General features: G+C 67.9%; 17 protein-coding genes. 15 read left to right on the top strand and 2 right to left on the bottom strand.

What is annotated here, in order from left to right:
* The 5 genes from paaN (at nt 1) to paaK (ending at nt 5,761) form a co-directional block, all read left to right on the top strand.
* A complete protein-coding gene (gene paaN, locus WS78_RS01820) occupies nt 1-1,707 on the top strand; it encodes a phenylacetic acid degradation protein PaaN (protein WP_038744523.1) in 1,707 nt (568 codons plus the stop codon).
* Between the two features lie 88 nt (nt 1,708-1,795).
* The gene (gene pcaF / locus WS78_RS01815; protein ID WP_059579917.1) at nt 1,796-2,998 is read left to right on the top strand and encodes a 3-oxoadipyl-CoA thiolase; all 1,203 of its coding nucleotides are present in this window, start codon (nt 1,796-1,798) and stop codon (nt 2,996-2,998) included.
* A 170-nt stretch (nt 2,999-3,168) separates the two neighbouring features.
* The gene (paaG, locus tag WS78_RS01810) at nt 3,169-3,960 is read left to right on the top strand and encodes a 2-(1,2-epoxy-1,2-dihydrophenyl)acetyl-CoA isomerase PaaG (protein ID WP_038746542.1); all 792 of its coding nucleotides are present in this window, start codon (nt 3,169-3,171) and stop codon (nt 3,958-3,960) included.
* Between the two features lie 73 nt (nt 3,961-4,033).
* On the top strand, nt 4,034-4,426 hold the full coding sequence (paaI, locus tag WS78_RS01805; RefSeq protein WP_082717523.1) for a hydroxyphenylacetyl-CoA thioesterase PaaI: 393 nt from the start codon (nt 4,034-4,036) through the stop codon (nt 4,424-4,426).
* A gap of 36 nt (nt 4,427-4,462) precedes the next feature.
* A complete protein-coding gene (gene paaK, locus WS78_RS01800) occupies nt 4,463-5,761 on the top strand; it encodes a phenylacetate--CoA ligase PaaK (protein ID WP_038746536.1) in 1,299 nt (432 codons plus the stop codon).
* Between the two features lie 304 nt (nt 5,762-6,065).
* On the opposite strand, the gene mltA is transcribed toward paaK, so the two are convergent.
* Nucleotides 6,066-7,184, bottom strand: coding sequence for a murein transglycosylase A (mltA, locus tag WS78_RS01795; RefSeq protein ID WP_052145048.1), 1,119 nt, complete (start codon nt 7,182-7,184; stop codon nt 6,066-6,068).
* Nucleotides 7,185-7,212: 28 nt separating this feature from the next.
* Between mltA and WS78_RS37430 the strand changes: the two genes are divergently transcribed.
* Entirely contained in the window at nt 7,213-7,356 is a 144-nt protein-coding gene (locus tag WS78_RS37430) for a hypothetical protein (protein ID WP_038746530.1), read from the top strand.
* A 41-nt stretch (nt 7,357-7,397) separates the two neighbouring features.
* On the opposite strand, the gene apaG is transcribed toward WS78_RS37430, so the two are convergent.
* Complete coding sequence (gene apaG / locus WS78_RS01785; protein WP_038746527.1) at nt 7,398-7,772, bottom strand: Co2+/Mg2+ efflux protein ApaG; 375 nt, start codon at nt 7,770-7,772, stop codon at nt 7,398-7,400.
* Here apaG and WS78_RS37425 point away from each other — a divergent pair.
* The 9 genes from WS78_RS37425 to WS78_RS01740 all read left to right on the top strand — a co-directional run bounded on the left by WS78_RS37425 (nt 7,698) and on the right by WS78_RS01740 (nt 15,193).
* Nucleotides 7,698-7,907, top strand: coding sequence for a hypothetical protein (locus WS78_RS37425; protein ID WP_081989475.1), 210 nt, complete (start codon nt 7,698-7,700; stop codon nt 7,905-7,907). The genes apaG and WS78_RS37425 overlap by 75 nt on opposite strands.
* 45 nt (nt 7,908-7,952) lie before the next feature.
* On the top strand, nt 7,953-8,639 hold the full coding sequence (rpe, locus tag WS78_RS01775) for a ribulose-phosphate 3-epimerase (protein ID WP_038746524.1): 687 nt from the start codon (nt 7,953-7,955) through the stop codon (nt 8,637-8,639).
* Between the two features lie 5 nt (nt 8,640-8,644).
* A complete protein-coding gene (locus tag WS78_RS01770; protein ID WP_059581665.1) occupies nt 8,645-9,361 on the top strand; it encodes a phosphoglycolate phosphatase in 717 nt (238 codons plus the stop codon).
* A gap of 359 nt (nt 9,362-9,720) precedes the next feature.
* Nucleotides 9,721-11,214 carry an anthranilate synthase component I gene (trpE, locus tag WS78_RS01765; RefSeq protein ID WP_038746522.1) on the top strand — a complete coding sequence of 498 codons (1,494 nt, stop codon included), beginning with the start codon at nt 9,721-9,723 and terminating at the stop codon, nt 11,212-11,214.
* Nucleotides 11,215-11,227: 13 nt separating this feature from the next.
* Nucleotides 11,228-11,818, top strand: coding sequence for an aminodeoxychorismate/anthranilate synthase component II (locus tag WS78_RS01760; RefSeq protein ID WP_038746520.1), 591 nt, complete (start codon nt 11,228-11,230; stop codon nt 11,816-11,818).
* A 17-nt stretch (nt 11,819-11,835) separates the two neighbouring features.
* Nucleotides 11,836-12,867 carry an anthranilate phosphoribosyltransferase gene (trpD, locus tag WS78_RS01755; RefSeq protein ID WP_059581548.1) on the top strand — a complete coding sequence of 344 codons (1,032 nt, stop codon included), beginning with the start codon at nt 11,836-11,838 and terminating at the stop codon, nt 12,865-12,867.
* Nucleotides 12,868-12,917: 50 nt separating this feature from the next.
* Entirely contained in the window at nt 12,918-13,703 is a 786-nt protein-coding gene (gene trpC, locus WS78_RS01750) for an indole-3-glycerol phosphate synthase TrpC (protein WP_038746513.1), read from the top strand.
* Nucleotides 13,704-13,715: 12 nt separating this feature from the next.
* The gene (locus tag WS78_RS01745) at nt 13,716-14,357 is read left to right on the top strand and encodes a CYTH domain-containing protein (protein ID WP_059581551.1); all 642 of its coding nucleotides are present in this window, start codon (nt 13,716-13,718) and stop codon (nt 14,355-14,357) included.
* Between the two features lie 47 nt (nt 14,358-14,404).
* Entirely contained in the window at nt 14,405-15,193 is a 789-nt protein-coding gene (locus tag WS78_RS01740) for a uracil-DNA glycosylase (protein ID WP_059581554.1), read from the top strand.
* The last annotated feature ends 233 nt before the right edge of the window (nt 15,194-15,426 follow it).

Genomic DNA, 15,426 nt, shown 5'->3' with positions numbered 1-15,426 from the left:
ATGACCCATCCTCTGTTCACGAAGCATGAAGACACGCTGAAGCACGCGCTCTCCACGATCGAAACGCGCGGCTACTGGAGCCCGTTCGCCGAGATGCCGAGCCCCAAAGTGTACGGGGAAAGCGCCAACGCAGACGGCGAAGCAGCATTCAAAGCCCAACTCGACAAGCCGTTCGAACTCGACCAGCCCGCCTCGGGCGAAACGGTCGGCGCCGAAGAGTCGCCGTACGGTTTCGCGCTCGGCATCCGTTACCCGAAATCGTCGCCCGACGAGCTGATCGCCGCCGCCGCGCAAGCGCAGCGCGCATGGCGCGAGGCCGGGCCTTCCGCCTGGGCAGGCGTGTGCGTCGAGATTCTCGCCCGGCTGAATCGCGCGAGCTTCGAAATTGCTTACAGCGTCATGCACACCACGGGACAGGCTTTCATGATGGCGTTCCAGGCGGGCGGGCCGCATGCGCAGGACCGCGCGCTCGAAGCCGTCGCCTATGCATGGCAGGAGCTGCAGCGCATCCCAGCCGACGCGCATTGGGAAAAACCGCAAGGCAAGAACCCGCCGCTCGCGATGCACAAGCGCTACACGATCGTGCCGCGCGGCACGGGCCTCGTCCTCGGCTGCTGCACATTCCCGACGTGGAACGGCTATCCGGGCCTGTTCGCCGATCTTGCAACCGGCAACACGGTCATCGTCAAGCCGCATCCCGGCGCAATTCTGCCGCTCGCGATCACCGTGCGCATCGCGCGCGACGTGCTGCGCGAAGCCGGCTTCGATCCGAACGTCGTCACGCTGCTTGCGACCGAATCGAACGACGGCGCGCTCGTCCAAGAGCTCGCGCTCCGCCCGGAAATCAAGCTGATCGACTTCACCGGCAGTTCGCAAAACGGCAACTGGCTCGAACGCAACGCGCACCAGGCGCAGGTGTATACGGAGAAAGCAGGCGTCAACCAGATCGTGATCGATTCCGTCGACGACCTGAAAGCCGCCGTCAAGAACATCGCGTTCTCGCTCGCGCTCTACTCCGGCCAGATGTGCACCGCGCCGCAAAACATCTATGTTCCGCGTGACGGCATCCGCACCGCGGAAGGACATGTCAGCTTCGACGACGTCGCGCAAGCGATCGCGGGCGCCGTGCAGAAGCTGACAGGCGACCCGGCACGCTCGGTCGAGCTCATCGGCGCACTTCAGAACGAAGGCGTCGCGGCCCGCATCGACGACGCGCGCAAGCTCGGCCGCGTGCTCGCCGACAGCCAGGCGCTCGAACATCCCGCTTTCAAGGGCGCGCGCGTACGCACGCCGCTCGTGCTGCAGCTCGACATCACCGATCGCGCGAAGTACACGCGGGAATGGTTCGGTCCGATCTCGTTCGTCATCGCAACCGATTCGACCGCGCAATCGCTCGATCTCGCCGGTTCGATCGCGGCCGAGCACGGTGCGCTCACGCTCTCCGTCTACAGTACGGACGACGCCGTCGTCGAGGCCGCGCACGAAGCGGCCGTGCGCGGCGGCGTCGCGCTGTCGATCAATCTGACGGGCGGCGTGTTCGTCAATCAATCGGCGGCGTTCTCCGACTTTCACGGCACGGGCGCCAATCCGGCCGCGAATGCATCGCTCGCCGACGCCGCGTTCGTCGCGAATCGCTTCCGCGTCGTGCAGAGTCGCCACCATGTTGCGCCGAAGGCCGCATCCGCTGAAGCCGGCCAAACGGCATAACCCGTTCGGCCGGGCTGCCGACCTCGCCATCGTTCACTACCATGTATGAACCTGCCCGCTCGCGGGTTCTCCTTCGCCGGAATTCGACATGACCGAAGCATTCCTGTGTGACGCAATCCGCACGCCGATCGGCCGCTACGGCGGGGCCCTCGCGCCGGTGCGGGCCGACGACCTCGGCGCCGTGCCGCTCAAGGCGCTCGTCGAGCGCAACCGCGACGTCGACTGGGCCGCCGTCGACGACGTCATCTACGGCTGCGCGAACCAGGCCGGCGAAGACAACCGCAACGTCGCGCGCATGTCGCTGCTGCTCGCCGGCCTGCCCCAGGCCGTGCCCGGCTCGACCATCAACCGCCTCTGCGGCTCCGGGATGGACGCGATCGGCGTCGCCGCTCGCGCCATCAAGGCCGGCGAGGCCGGCCTCATGATCGCGGGCGGCGTCGAGAGCATGAGCCGCGCGCCGTTCGTGACCGGCAAGGCGACGAGCGCGTTCTCGCGCCAGGCCGAGATCTTCGATACGACGATCGGCTGGCGCTTCGTCAATCCGCTGATGAAACAGCAGTACGGCGTCGATTCGATGCCGGAGACGGCCGAGAACGTCGCGACCGATTACCGCGTGAGCCGCGCCGACCAGGACGCGTTCGCGCTGCGCAGCCAGCAGAAGGCCGCGCGCGCGCAAGCCGACGGCACGCTCGCGCAGGAGATCGTGCCGGTGACGATTGCGCAGAGGAAAGGCGAGCCGGCCGTCGTGTCGCGCGACGAGCATCCGCGCGACACGTCGCTCGACGCGCTCGCGAAGCTCAAGGGCGTCGTGCGGCCGGACGGCACGGTGACGGCGGGCAACGCGTCGGGCGTGAACGACGGCGCGTGCGCGCTGCTCGTCGCGAGCGAGGCGGCCGCGCGGCGTCACGGGCTCGTGCCGCGCGCGCGCGTGCTGGGGATCGCGACGGCGGGCGTCGAGCCGCGGGTGATGGGCATCGGCCCGGCGCCGGCCACGCACAAGCTGCTCGCGCGGCTCGGGATGACGATCGACCAGTTCGACGTGATCGAGCTGAACGAGGCGTTCGCCTCGCAGGGGCTCGCGGTGCTGCGCCTGCTCGGCGTCGCGGACGACGATGCGCGGGTGAATCCGAACGGCGGCGCGATCGCGCTCGGGCACCCGCTCGGCGCGTCCGGCGCGCGGCTCGTGACGACCGCGACGTATCAGCTGCATCGCACGAACGGCCGCTACGCGCTCTGCACGATGTGCATCGGCGTCGGTCAGGGGATCGCCATCGCGATCGAGCGCGTGTAGGGCCGACAAACCGACGAAGTGCTCATCCGGTTCATTTCGAAGGCAGACGGCTCACAGGCTCGCAGGAGACGCAAGCCGAGCCACGGCGGCCAGCCGGTTCGAGCGCGCCCCGCGACATCCGCTCAGACTTCTGAAGTTTGAACCGAATCGAAAACATAAGGAGACAGCCGATGTCCTACCAAGCGATTCGCATCGAAATCGATCAGGCGACACACGTTGCGACGATCACGCTCGATCGCCCCGACAAGCTCAACAGCTTCACGCGCGACATGCATCGCGAGCTGCAATCGGCGCTCGGCGACGTGCAGGCCGCGAACGCGCGCGCACTGATTCTCACGGGCGCGGGGCGCGGCTTCTGCGCGGGCCAGGATCTCGCCGACCTCGATTTCACGCCGGGTGCGACGACCGACCTCGGCACGATGATCGAAGAGCACTTCAATCCGCTCGTTCGCCGTCTGCAAGCGCTGCCGCTGCCCGTCATCGCCGCCGTGAACGGCACCGCGGCGGGCGCGGGCGCCAATCTCGCGTTCGCATGCGACATCGTCATCGCGGCGAAATCGAGCAGCTTCATCCAGTCGTTCGTGAAAATCGGCCTGGTTCCCGATTCGGGCGGCACGTGGTTCCTGCCACAACGCGTCGGCTTCGCCCGCGCGCTGGGCCTCGCGCTGACGGGCGACAAGCTCGGCGCCGAGCAGGCCGAGCGCTGGGGGCTCGTGTGGCGCGTCGTCGACGACGCCGAGCTGCCAGGCACCGCCACCCAGCTCGCCCGACAACTCGCACAACAGCCGACGCGCGCGATCGCCGCGATCAAGCAGGCGATGCGCGCGGGCATCACCAACACGCTCGACCAGCAGCTCGATCTCGAACGCGATCTTCAGCGCGAGCTCGGGCAATCGTACGACTACGCGGAAGGCGTGCGCGCGTTCATCGAAAAGCGCGCGCCTCGCTTCGAGGGGCGCTGAGATGGCTGCGCACACCCCATCGGCCGCCGCCGAACGCTCCGCCGAAGCGCTCGCCCGCGCGACCGCGGAAGCGATGTATACAGCAGACGCGTGCAGCCGCGAGCTCGGCATGGAGCTGCTCGAAGTGCGGCCGGGCTATGCTCGCTTGCGCATGCCGGTGCGCCCCGATTTTCTGAACGGTCACCAGATCTGCCACGGCGGGCTCATCTTCACGCTCGCGGATTCGGCGTTCGCGTTCGCGTGCAACTCGTACAACATCAATACGGTCGCGGCCGGCTGCTCGATCGAATTCCTGCGGCCGGTCGCATGCGGCGACGTGCTCACCGCCGAGGCGACGGAGCAGACACTGAACGGCCGGCACGGCATCTACGATATCCGCGTGACGAACCGGGCGGGAGAGCCCGTCGCGATGTTCCGCGGCAAATCGACTCAAATCAAAGGGACGGTGATCCCTGCAGACCATTAGCGTCCACGCAGCCCACATAAATATATTGGAGACATCATGGCAACCTCGCTTCCGCTCGAGCCGATCGAACGAGCGAGCCGCGACGAACTGCTCGCGCTTCAGCTCGAACGCTTGAAATGGTCGCTCGCGCATGCGTATGAGCATTCGCCGGTCTACCGGCGCAAGTTCGACGAGGCGGGCGTTCATCCGAACGATCTGAAAACGCTCGCGGATCTGAGCCGTTTTCCGTTCACGACGAAAAACGACCTCCGCGACAACTACCCGTTCGGCATGTTCGCCGTGCCGCAACAACGCATCTCGCGCATTCACGCTTCGTCGGGCACGACGGGCAAGCCGACCGTGGTCGGCTACACGGCGCACGACATCGATACGTGGGCCAATCTCGTCGCCCGCTCGATTCGCGCGGCGGGCGCACGGCCGGGCGACAAGGTTCACGTGAGCTACGGCTACGGCCTTTTCACGGGCGGGCTCGGCGCACATTACGGCGCGGAGCGGGCCGGACTCACGGTGATTCCGTTCGGCGGCGGGCAGACGGAAAAGCAGGTGCAGTTGATCCAGGACTTTCGGCCCGACATCATCATGGTGACGCCGAGCTACATGTTGTCGATCGCCGACGAGATGGAGCGCCAGCACCTCGATCCGGCTCGGTGCTCGCTGCGAATCGGCATCTTCGGCGCGGAGCCGTGGACCAACGACATGCGCGCCGCGATCGAGAAGCGCATGGGCATCGACGCAGTCGACATCTATGGGCTCTCCGAAGTGATCGGCCCGGGCGTCGCGTCGGAATGCGTCGAAACGAAGGACGGTCCGACGATCTGGGAAGACCACTTCTACCCCGAAATCATCGACCCCGACACGGGCGAAGTGCTGCCGGACGGCGAGTTCGGCGAGCTCGTGTTCACGTCGCTCACGAAGGAGGCGATGCCGATCGTCCGGTACCGGACCCGTGACCTCACGCGCCTGCTGCCCGGCACCGCGCGCACGATGCGCCGGATGGAAAAGATCACCGGCCGCTCTGACGACATGATGATCGTGCGCGGCGTAAACGTGTTTCCGACTCAGCTCGAGGAACAGCTGTTGAAGCAGCGCGCGCTCGCGCCGCACTATCAGGTGGTCTTGACGAAGGACGGGCCGCTCGACGTGCTCACGCTCAACGTCGAGCCCTGCCCCGAGACCGCGCCGGACGCGGCCATGATCGACGCCGCGCGCAAGGCGCTCGCGCACGACATCAAATCGTTGATCGGCGTGACGGCGATCGTCAACGTGCTGCCCGTCAACGGCATCGAGCGCTCTGTCGGCAAGGCGCGGCGGGTGGTCGACAAGCGGCGGCCGTGACGATCGTGTGCGACGGCGGGGCGGGCCTCCAAGCGTGGCGCTGCCGTCCGTCGCGCGCCGTTCGCGCGGCTTGCACCCGCAGCGCCGGACGCACAAAGCAATGCATGCCGCGCCGCCCGGCGAGCGGGCAAACGCAGTGCGCAATTTGGGGGCCTACCTGCGCAATCCGGCGCCTACCGAACGCAATGCCCGAACGCAACGTTTGCGCGACGCGATCATGAGATCGCACGCCCACGCGGCCAGCGGCCGCGCGAGACGAATCGACGCTCACCGCCCGCACGCTCGCGCCCGGATCGAGTTCGGATCATGAATTCGGAAAGAGCAACCACATCCGTCCGGTCTGCTTCATCCGGCCGGCCTGATCGCCCGCATCGTCGCCGAGCCCCCAGAAGTAGTCGGCGCGCACGCCGCCCTTGATCGCCGTCCCGACGTCCTGCGCGAACACGAGGCGATTGAGCGGCGCATTCGTCATCGGACGCGTCGTTTGCAGGAACACCGGCGTGCCGAGCGGAATCGACGACGGATCGACCGCGATCGAGCGCTCCGGCGTGAGCGGCACGCCAAGCGCGCCGACCGGGCCGTCCGCGCCGCCGTGCGGCACGTCTTCCTGCGACGGCATCTCGCGGAAGAACACGAAGCGCGGATTCGTGTCGAGCAGCGCGTCGACCCGCGACGGATTCGCGCGCGCCCACGCCTTGATCCCCTGCATCGTCGCCTGCCCTGCGCCGAGTTCGCCGCGGTCGAGCAGCCACTTGCCGATCGAACGGTACGGCTGGTTGTTGGTGCCGCCGTAGCCGACCCGCATCACCGAGCCGTCGTCGAGAACGATCCGGCCCGAACCCTGCACCTGCAGGAAGAACGCCTCGATCGGATCGTCGACCCACACGAGCTCGTTGCCGCTGAGCGCGCCCGAGCGCACGAGTGGCGCCCGCGCCGGCATCGACGCGCCCGCGCGATAGCCCGCGGGCCAGCGGTAGAGCGCGTACTGATACGGGCCGCGCCGCACCCGCGAGCCGTGCAGCAGCGGCTCGTAGTAGCCGGTCACGAGGCCGTCGAGCGTGCCGTCGTTGTTCGCGAACTGGAACGGCGTGAAATACGTCTCGAAGAAGCTGCGGGCGCTGCCCACGTCGAGATCGTCGATCCGCGCGGCCGCCGCGCACGCGCGCTGCCAGTTCGCCTGCCGCGCGAGGCGCGCGCAGTTCTCGCGCAGCGCGATCGTCGCGCCGATCAGGCTGTCGTCCTGCCAGCCCGGCACCTGCTGCCACGCGACGGGCGTGAGCCGCGCAGCCGCGATCTGCCCTGGTACGATCGCGGCACCCGCGGGCCGCGAGGCCTGCCGCAGCGGCGTGCCGCCGCACGCGGCGAGGAGCGCCGCGGCCGCGACGGCCGCCGCCCACCCGGCAAGCCGCCGGCTAAAACCCATACAATGTCCGTTGATGATGGAAACCGCCATGTCCGATCTGCTCGACCAATACCCGATGCTCATCTTCGCGCTGGAATCTTTGCTGGCGCTCGCCCTGCTCGTCTTCATCGTCGTCTGGACGGCTTCGGGCAAGAAGAAGCAGCCCGGCCGGCACGACAAGCCCCAGCGCTGAAAACGCCTTTGAATCTCCCGCGCCCCCGCGATGCCGCACGCTCAATGCAGCGTGCGCGGCATGTGCAGCGCGAATTCGTCGACGGGCGCCTCGAAGCGCTCGCCGTCCTCCGCGACGCAGAAATACGCGCCGCGCATCGTGCCCACCGGCGTCGCGATCACGGCCCAACTCGTGTACTCGAACTGCTCGCCCGGCTGCAGCAGCGGCTGGTGGCCGACGACGCCGAGCCCCTTGACCTCCTGAACCTGGTTCTCGCTGTCCGTGATGATCCAGTGCCGCGCGATCAGCTGCGCCGCGACCTGGCCCGTGTTTCGGATCGTCAGCGTGTACGCGAATGCGTATTGACGGTTCTCGGGGTCGGATTGTTCCGGCAGGTAGCTGGTCTTCACCGACACGCTGAATCGATACTGGCTCATGATGGTCCCGTCGAGGTCGCCCGCCGCAGCCGACGCCGAGGCGCCCGCCCCGTGCGGCCGACGCGCCGCTTTGGTTCGGCATTCTGCTTGATGAGGCCGCGGCCCGCAACCGGGCGGCGCGCGCCGCGGCGGTAGAATGACGTTTTTCGTATCGCAACGCTCCCCACGCGCTTTCCGCTCATGACGCAATTCCGCATCGCCCCCAGCATTCTGTCGGCCGACTTCGCGCGGCTCGGCGAAGAAGTCCGCAACGTGGTCGCCGCCGGCGCCGACTGGATCCACTTCGACGTCATGGACAACCACTACGTGCCGAACCTCACGATCGGCCCGCTCGTCTGCGAGGCGATCCGTCCGCACGTGCAGGTGCCGATCGACGTGCACCTGATGGTGCGCCCGGTCGACCGGATCGTGCCGGATTTCGCGAAGGCGGGCGCGAACCTGATCAGCTTTCATCCGGAGGCGTCGGATCACGTCGACCGCACGCTCAGCCTGATCCGCGATCACGGCTGCAAGGCGGGCCTCGTGTTCAATCCGGCGACGCCGCTCAACTATCTCGACCACGTGATGGACCGCGTCGACCTCGTGCTCATCATGTCGGTGAACCCGGGCTTCGGCGGCCAGTCGTTCATTCCCGAGGCGCTCAACAAGCTGCGCGACGCCCGCGCGCGAATCGACGCGTACACCGCGCGGACGGGCCGCGAGATCCATCTGGAAGTCGACGGCGGCGTGAAGGCCGACAACATCGCCGAAATCGCCGCGGCGGGCGCCGACACGTTCGTCGCGGGCTCGGCGATCTTCGGCAAGCCCGACTATCGTCAGGTGATCGGCGAAATGCGCGACGCGCTCGCGACCGTCAAGCGCGCGTGAGCACGATGACGACGACGCCCCTTTTCGGCGCGCCGCGCATCGACGCGGCGCTCATCGACCTCGACGGCACGATGGTCGATACCGCAGACGATTTCACGGCCGGCCTGAACGCGATGCTCGCGCAGCTCGACGCGCAAGAAACGACGCGCGAGGAGGTGATGCGCTACGTCGGCAAAGGCTCGGAGAACCTGATCCAGCGCGTGCTGACGCCGCGTTTTTCGGAAAACGAGGCGAAAGCGCGCTTCGACGAGGCGCTCGCGCTCTACCAGGCCGAATACGCGAAAATCAACGGCCGCCACACGCGGCTCTACCCGGACGTCGAGGCAGGCTTGCACGCGATGCGCGACGCGGGCGTCAAGCTCGCATGCGTGACGAACAAGCCGCACCGGTTCGCGGTCGAGCTGCTCGCTCAGTACGGCCTGCGCGACTACTTCGGCGCGGTGTTCGGCGGCGACAGCGCGCCGCGCAAGAAGCCCGACCCGGCGCCGATGCTCGCCGCGTGCGTCGCGCTCGGCGTCGCGCCGCGCGCGACGGTCGCGATCGGCGATTCGGAGAACGACGCGCTCGCGGGCCGCGCGGCCGGCATGGCGACGCTCACCGTGCCGTACGGCTACAACCATGGCAACGCTATACAAACGATCGAATCGGATGGTATAGTCGATTCGCTTTTCGCCGCCGCGCAGGTCGTCATCGCGCACAATTCGGCAAAATCAGCCGTCTGACTTTTTCTTCCATCCGCATGTTTCTGAACAGAAAACGGAGTCTGAGCAGCATCGACCGGGGAGCCTGGCCCTGGCGTCGCTGGTCGCGCCAACCTCGATGAGGTACGCTGAAGCTCGCCTTCAGCCCCGTTTTTTGTTTCGCTGCGCGTCCGCGCCCCGATCGTCGTCCAACTTGCCGGTGTTGTCGCCGTCGAACGCTTTGCGTTCGGGCTGACGCCGGCACGCGGCGCACGATCGCCAGGCACAGCATCCGCCGGTTCGTCCGACCCGCCCCGCGAGGGGCGGCGCCCCGGGCGCGAGCGCAGCGCCACGCGATTCCCGGCGCGCCGCGCCGATCGTCCCGACGACAGGACCGGAACATGACTGAACTCGAATTCCAATCGCTCGCCAACGAGGGCTACAACCGCATTCCGCTCATCGCCGAAGCGCTGGCCGACCTCGAAACGCCGCTTTCGCTGTATCTGAAGCTCGCGCAGCCCGAACGCGGCGGCGCCAACTCTTTCCTGCTCGAATCGGTCGTGGGCGGCGAGCGCTTCGGGCGCTACTCGTTCATCGGCCTGCCCGCGCATACGCTCGTGCGCACGAAGAACGGTGTGTCGGAAGTCGTGACGGACGGGCAAGTCGCCGAAACGCATGAAGGCGATCCGTTCGCGTTCATCGCGACATTCCAGAGCCGCTTCAAGGTCGCGCAGCGCCCCGGCCTGCCGCGCTTCTGCGGCGGGCTCGCCGGCTATTTCGGCTACGACGCGGTGCGCTACATCGAGAAGAAGCTCGCGCACACCGCGCCTCGCGACGATCTCGGCCTGCCCGACATCCAACTGCTGCTGACCGAGGAAGTCGCCGTCATCGACAATCTCGCCGGCAAGCTCTACCTGATCGTCTATGCCGATCCGACGAAGCCCGAGGCGTACACGAAGGCGAAGCAGCGGCTGCGCGAGCTCAAGCACCGGCTGCGCGCGAGCGTCGTACCGCCCGTCACGTCGGCAAGCGTGCGCACCGAGATCTATCGCGAGTTCAAGAAGGAAGACTATCTGGCCGCCGTGCGCCAGGCGAAGGAATACATCGCGGCGGGCGAGCTGATGCAGATTCAGGTCGGCCAGCGCCTGACGAAGCCGTATCGCGACAATCCGCTGTCGCTGTACCGCGCGCTGCGCTCGCTGAACCCGTCGCCCTATATGTATTACTACAACTTCGGCGAATTCCACGTCGTCGGCGCGTCGCCCGAGATCCTCGTGCGCCAGGAAAAGCGCGGCGACGACCAGATCGTCACGATTCGCCCGCTCGCCGGCACGCGCCCGCGCGGCAACACGCCCGAGCGCGACGCGGCGCTTGCGACCGAGCTGCTCGGCGATCCGAAGGAAATCGCCGAGCACGTGATGCTGATCGACCTCGCGCGCAACGACGTCGGTCGCATCGCCCAGATCGGCTCGGTCCGTGTGACCGACAAGATGGTGATCGAGAAGTACTCGCACGTGCAGCACATCGTGAGTTCGGTCGAAGGCAAGCTGAAGCCCGGCATGACGAACTACGACGTGCTGCGCGCGACGTTCCCGGCGGGCACGCTGTCCGGCGCGCCGAAGGTGCGCGCGATGGAGCTGATCGACGAGCTCGAGCCGGTCAAGCGCGGGCTCTACGGCGGCGCGGTCGGCTATCTGTCGTTCTCGGGCGAGATGGATCTCGCGATCGCGATCCGCACGGGCCTCATCCACAACGGCAATCTGTACGTGCAGGCGGCGGCGGGTGTCGTCGCCGACTCGGTGCCCGAATCCGAATGGCAGGAGACCGAGAACAAGGCGCGCGCGGTGCTGCGCGCGGCCGAACAGGTGCAAGACGGCCTCGATTCCGACTTCTGACCGGAGACTGACCATGCTGCTCATGATCGACAACTACGATTCGTTCACCTACAACCTGGTTCAGTACTTCGGCGAGCTCGGCGAAGACGTGCGCACCTATCGCAACGACGAAATCACGCTCGACGAGATCACGCGCCTGAACCCCGCTTCGATCTGCCTGTCGCCCGGCCCGAGCAACCCGCAGCACGCGGGCATCACGCTCGACGTGCTGCGCGAATTCGCCGGCAAGAAGCCGATCCTCGGCGTGTGTCTCGGCCATCAGGCGATCGGCGAGGCGTTCGGCGGCCGCGTCGTGCGCGCGAAGACGATCATGCACGGCAAGGTGAGCCGGATCGAGACCGACGGCCGCGGCGTGTTCGCCGACTTGCCGAAGCACTTCGACGTGACCCGCTATCATTCGCTTGCGATCGAGCGCGAATCGCTGCCCGATTGCCTGGAGATCTCGGCGTGGACCGACGACGGCGAGATCATGGGCGTGCGCCACAAGACGCTGCCCATCGAAGGCGTCCAGTTCCACCCGGAATCGATCCTGTCGGAGCACGGCCACGCGCTCCTCGAGAATTTCCTGAAAGAGGCGCGGCAAGCGGCCGCTCATTCAGCCTGACGACGGCGGACCGAATCATGACGATCACTCCCCAGGAAGCGCTGCAGCGCACGATCGAGCATCGCGAAATCTTCCACGACGAAATGCTGCACCTGATGCGGCTCATCATGCGCGGCGACATGTCGCCCGTGATGTCGGCCGCGATCATCACCGGCCTGCGCGTGAAGAAGGAGACGATCGGCGAGATCGCCGCCGCCGCGGCCGTGATGCGCGAGTTCGCGCGCCACGTCGAGGTCGCGGACAACGCGAATTTCGTCGACATCGTCGGCACGGGCGGCGACGGCTCGCACACGTTCAACATCTCGACCGCGACGATGTTCGTCGCGGCGGCGGCGGGCGCAAAGGTCGCCAAGCACGGCAACCGCGGCGTGTCGAGCAAGTCCGGCAGCGCCGACGTGCTCGAGGCGCTCGGCGTGAACATCGATCTGCAGCCCGACGAGGTGGCCGCGTCGATCGCCGAAACCGGCATGGGCTTCATGTTCGCGCCGAACCATCATCCGGCGATGCGCAACATCGCGCCCGTGCGCCGCGAGCTCGGCGTGCGGACGATCTTCAACATCCTCGGGCCGCTCACGAATCCGGCCGGCGCGCCTAACCAGCTGATGGGCGTGTTCCATCCGGATCTCGTCGGCATCCAGGTGCGCGTGATGCAGCGCCTCGGCGCGCAGCACGTGCTCGTCGTCTACGGCAAGGACGGGATGGACGAAGTGTCGCTCGGCGCGGCGACGCTCGTCGGCGAGCTGCGCGACGGCGAAGTGCGCGAGTACGAGATCCACCCGGAGGACTTCGGGATGCAGATGGTGTCGAACCGCACGCTGAAGGTCGAGAACGCCGAAGAGTCCCGCGCGATGCTGCTCGAGGCGCTCGGCAACAAGCCGGGCGTCGCGCGCGAGATCGTCACGCTGAACGCGGGCACCGCGCTCTATTCGGCGAACGTCTCGGGCTCGATCGCCGACGGCATCCAGCTCGCGCGCGAAGCGATCGCGAGCGGCCGCGCGCGCGAGAAGGTCGACGCGCTCGTGCGCTTCACGCAGCAGTTCAAGCGCTGATCCGGCGCCTGGCGCCTCAACCGAATCCGTATCAAGCACGCAGGACACCCATGAGCGACATCCTCGACAAAATCATCGCGGTCAAGCGCGAAGAGATCGCCGCCGCGCTCAAGAGCGCGCCGCTCGAAGAACTGAAGCTGCAGGCGTCGGCGCGCGATTCGCGCGACTTCGTCGGCGCGTTGCGCGACAAGCACGCGGCGGGGCGCGCGGCCGTCATCGCCGAAGTGAAGAAGGCGAGCCCGTCGAAAGGCGTGCTGCGCGAGCACTTCGTGCCGGCCGACATCGCGCGCGCGTACGCCGCGCACGGCGCCGCTTGCCTGTCGGTGCTCACCGACGAGCAGTTCTTCCAGGGCAGCGCGCGCTATCTCGAAGAGGCGCGCGCCGCGTGCAGCCTGCCCGTGCTGCGCAAGGACTTCATCGTCGATGCGTATCAGGTGCTCGAAGCGCGCGCGATGGGCGCGGACGCGATCCTGCTGATCGCCGCCGCGCTCGACACGCCGCTGATGCAGGATCTCGAGGCGTACGCGCATTCGCTCGGCCTCGCCGTGCTCGTCGAAGTGCACAACCGCGACGAGCTGAACGAAGCGCTCACGCTGAAGACGCCGCTCATCGGCATCAACAACCGCAACCTGCGCACGTTCGAGACGACGATCGATACGACGCTCGGCATGCTCGACGCGATTCCCGGCGACCGGATCGTCGTCACCGAATCGGGCATCCTGTCGCGCGCGGACGTCGAGCGGATGGAGGCGGCGGGCGTGCACACGTTCCTCGTCGGCGAGGCGTTCATGCGCGCCGAGAATCCGGGCGCGGAGCTCGCTCGGATGTTTTTCTGAGTGCGGCGCACGATGGCGATCGAACAGGAGATCAAGCTCGCGCTGCCCGCCGCGCAGGTGGACGCGGCGCGGCGCTTCCTCGACGCGCGCGCCGGCGCGCCGGGCCGCGAGATCACGCTCGTGAACGTCTACTTCGACACGCCGGCGCTCGCGCTCGCGCGTGCGAAGAGCGCGCTGCGGCTGCGGCTCGCGCCGCAAGGCTGGCTGCAGACCTTCAAGACGGTCGGCGCGGCCGCCGGCGGGCTGCATCGCCGCCATGAGTGGGAGATGCCCGTCGCGGGCGAGGCGCTCGAGATCGACGCGCTCTGCGCCGCGTGCGACGTCGCGAGCGCGGCCGACGCGCTGCGCGCCGCCGCGCCGCATTTGATCGCGCTCTTTCGTACCGATTTCTCGCGCACGCTGTGGCACATCGAGCACGCGGGCGCGACGATCGAGGCCGCGCTCGATCGCGGCGAGATCGTCGCGCAAGTGAACGGCGACGTGCGGCGCGAGCCGATTTGCGAGATCGAGCTCGAGCTCGTCGAAGGCGACGCGGCTGCGCTGACGTCGCTCGCCGAAGCGGTCGCCGCCGCGGTGTCCGACGTCGCGCCGGACAACCTGAGCAAGGCGCAGCGCGGCTACCGGCTGCGCGGCGGCGATCTGCGCGCCGACTGACCGCCCTGCTTCCCGCATGACCAAAAAGACCTCGCCCCCCCCGCCCGATGCGACAATCCTCACTATTCGACGAACCCGCCGTACCTGCTCCGCCCCCGGCGAACGACGGCGCCTGCGCGTCGCCCCTCGAATCGCAATTCGACGCGCTGCCGCCCGACTGGCGCGCGATTCTCGAGCCGTTCATCGCGAGCGACGCGTACGCGCCGCTCTGCGGCTTCGTCGACGGCGAGCGCGCGGCGGGCAAGGCCGTCTATCCGGCCGACGTGTTCCGCGCGCTGCGGCTCACGCACCCGGACGACGTGAAGGTCGTGATCCTCGGCCAGGACCCGTATCACGGCGAGGATCGCGGGATTGCGCAGGCGCATGGGCTCGCGTTCTCGGTGCCGCCCGGCGTGCGGCCGCCGCCGTCGCTGCGCAACATCTTCAAGGAAATCTCGGCCGACTTCGGCTACGACACGCCCCGCCACGGCTGCCTCGACTCGTGGGCGCGCCAGGGCGTGCTGCTGCTGAACACGGTGCTGACGGTCGAGCGCTCGTCGGCCGCGAGCCATGCGAAGCGCGGCTGGGAAAAGTGCACCGACACGCTGATCCACGAGCTCGCAACGCGGCATCGCCACCTGGTGTTCATGCTGTGGGGCGCGCACGCGCAGGCGAAGCGCGCGCTCTTCGACGCGCGCGAGCACTGCGTGCTCGAGGCGCCGCATCCGTCGCCGCTGTCCGCGCATCGCGGCTTCCTCGGCTGCCGCCATTTCGCGCTCGCGAACGATTACCTGACGCGGCACGGACGCGAGCCGATCGACTGGCGGCTGCCCGACGAGGCCGAGACGCTCGCTTGAGCATCGAAGCTCGCATTGCGCATTCCGCTTCGTCCGGAGCGCCGGCGAAGGAAAGGCCCGGCGCGCGCCAGCCCGTGCGCGGCGTCGGCCGGATTCGATGCAGGCGCGACGGCGACGTGCCGACGCGCTGATGATCCGACGCGCCGCGCTTCACCATTCACCGCGATACCGGATTCGATGCCGCCCGCCCCTCCCGCCGCCGGCCCTTCGTCAACCGTCGCGCCGCCGCTCGA

This window comes from Burkholderia savannae, assembly GCF_001524445.2.
Lineage (GTDB): Bacteria > Pseudomonadota > Gammaproteobacteria > Burkholderiales > Burkholderiaceae > Burkholderia > Burkholderia savannae.
This window is presented reverse-complemented; position numbering and strand designations above follow the sequence as displayed.

What these genes read in the sequence shown, in the direction of transcription:
- paaN (WP_038744523.1), top strand. Translation starts at nt 1, where the DNA reads ATGACCCATCCTCTGTTCACGAAGCATGAAGACACGCTGAAGCACGCG.
- pcaF (WP_059579917.1), top strand. Translation starts at nt 1,796, where the DNA reads ATGACCGAAGCATTCCTGTGTGACGCAATCCGCACGCCGATCGGCCGC.
- paaG (WP_038746542.1), top strand. Translation starts at nt 3,169, where the DNA reads ATGTCCTACCAAGCGATTCGCATCGAAATCGATCAGGCGACACACGTT.
- paaI (WP_082717523.1), top strand. Translation starts at nt 4,034, where the DNA reads ATGTATACAGCAGACGCGTGCAGCCGCGAGCTCGGCATGGAGCTGCTC.
- paaK (WP_038746536.1), top strand. Translation starts at nt 4,463, where the DNA reads ATGGCAACCTCGCTTCCGCTCGAGCCGATCGAACGAGCGAGCCGCGAC.
- mltA (WP_052145048.1), bottom strand. Translation starts at nt 7,184, where the DNA reads ATGGGTTTTAGCCGGCGGCTTGCCGGGTGGGCGGCGGCCGTCGCGGCC.
- WS78_RS37430 (WP_038746530.1), top strand. Translation starts at nt 7,213, where the DNA reads ATGTCCGATCTGCTCGACCAATACCCGATGCTCATCTTCGCGCTGGAA.
- apaG (WP_038746527.1), bottom strand. Translation starts at nt 7,772, where the DNA reads ATGAGCCAGTATCGATTCAGCGTGTCGGTGAAGACCAGCTACCTGCCG.
- rpe (WP_038746524.1), top strand. Translation starts at nt 7,953, where the DNA reads ATGACGCAATTCCGCATCGCCCCCAGCATTCTGTCGGCCGACTTCGCG.
- WS78_RS01770 (WP_059581665.1), top strand. Translation starts at nt 8,645, where the DNA reads ATGACGACGACGCCCCTTTTCGGCGCGCCGCGCATCGACGCGGCGCTC.
- trpE (WP_038746522.1), top strand. Translation starts at nt 9,721, where the DNA reads ATGACTGAACTCGAATTCCAATCGCTCGCCAACGAGGGCTACAACCGC.
- WS78_RS01760 (WP_038746520.1), top strand. Translation starts at nt 11,228, where the DNA reads ATGCTGCTCATGATCGACAACTACGATTCGTTCACCTACAACCTGGTT.
- trpD (WP_059581548.1), top strand. Translation starts at nt 11,836, where the DNA reads ATGACGATCACTCCCCAGGAAGCGCTGCAGCGCACGATCGAGCATCGC.
- trpC (WP_038746513.1), top strand. Translation starts at nt 12,918, where the DNA reads ATGAGCGACATCCTCGACAAAATCATCGCGGTCAAGCGCGAAGAGATC.
- WS78_RS01745 (WP_059581551.1), top strand. Translation starts at nt 13,716, where the DNA reads ATGGCGATCGAACAGGAGATCAAGCTCGCGCTGCCCGCCGCGCAGGTG.
- WS78_RS01740 (WP_059581554.1), top strand. Translation starts at nt 14,405, where the DNA reads ATGCGACAATCCTCACTATTCGACGAACCCGCCGTACCTGCTCCGCCC.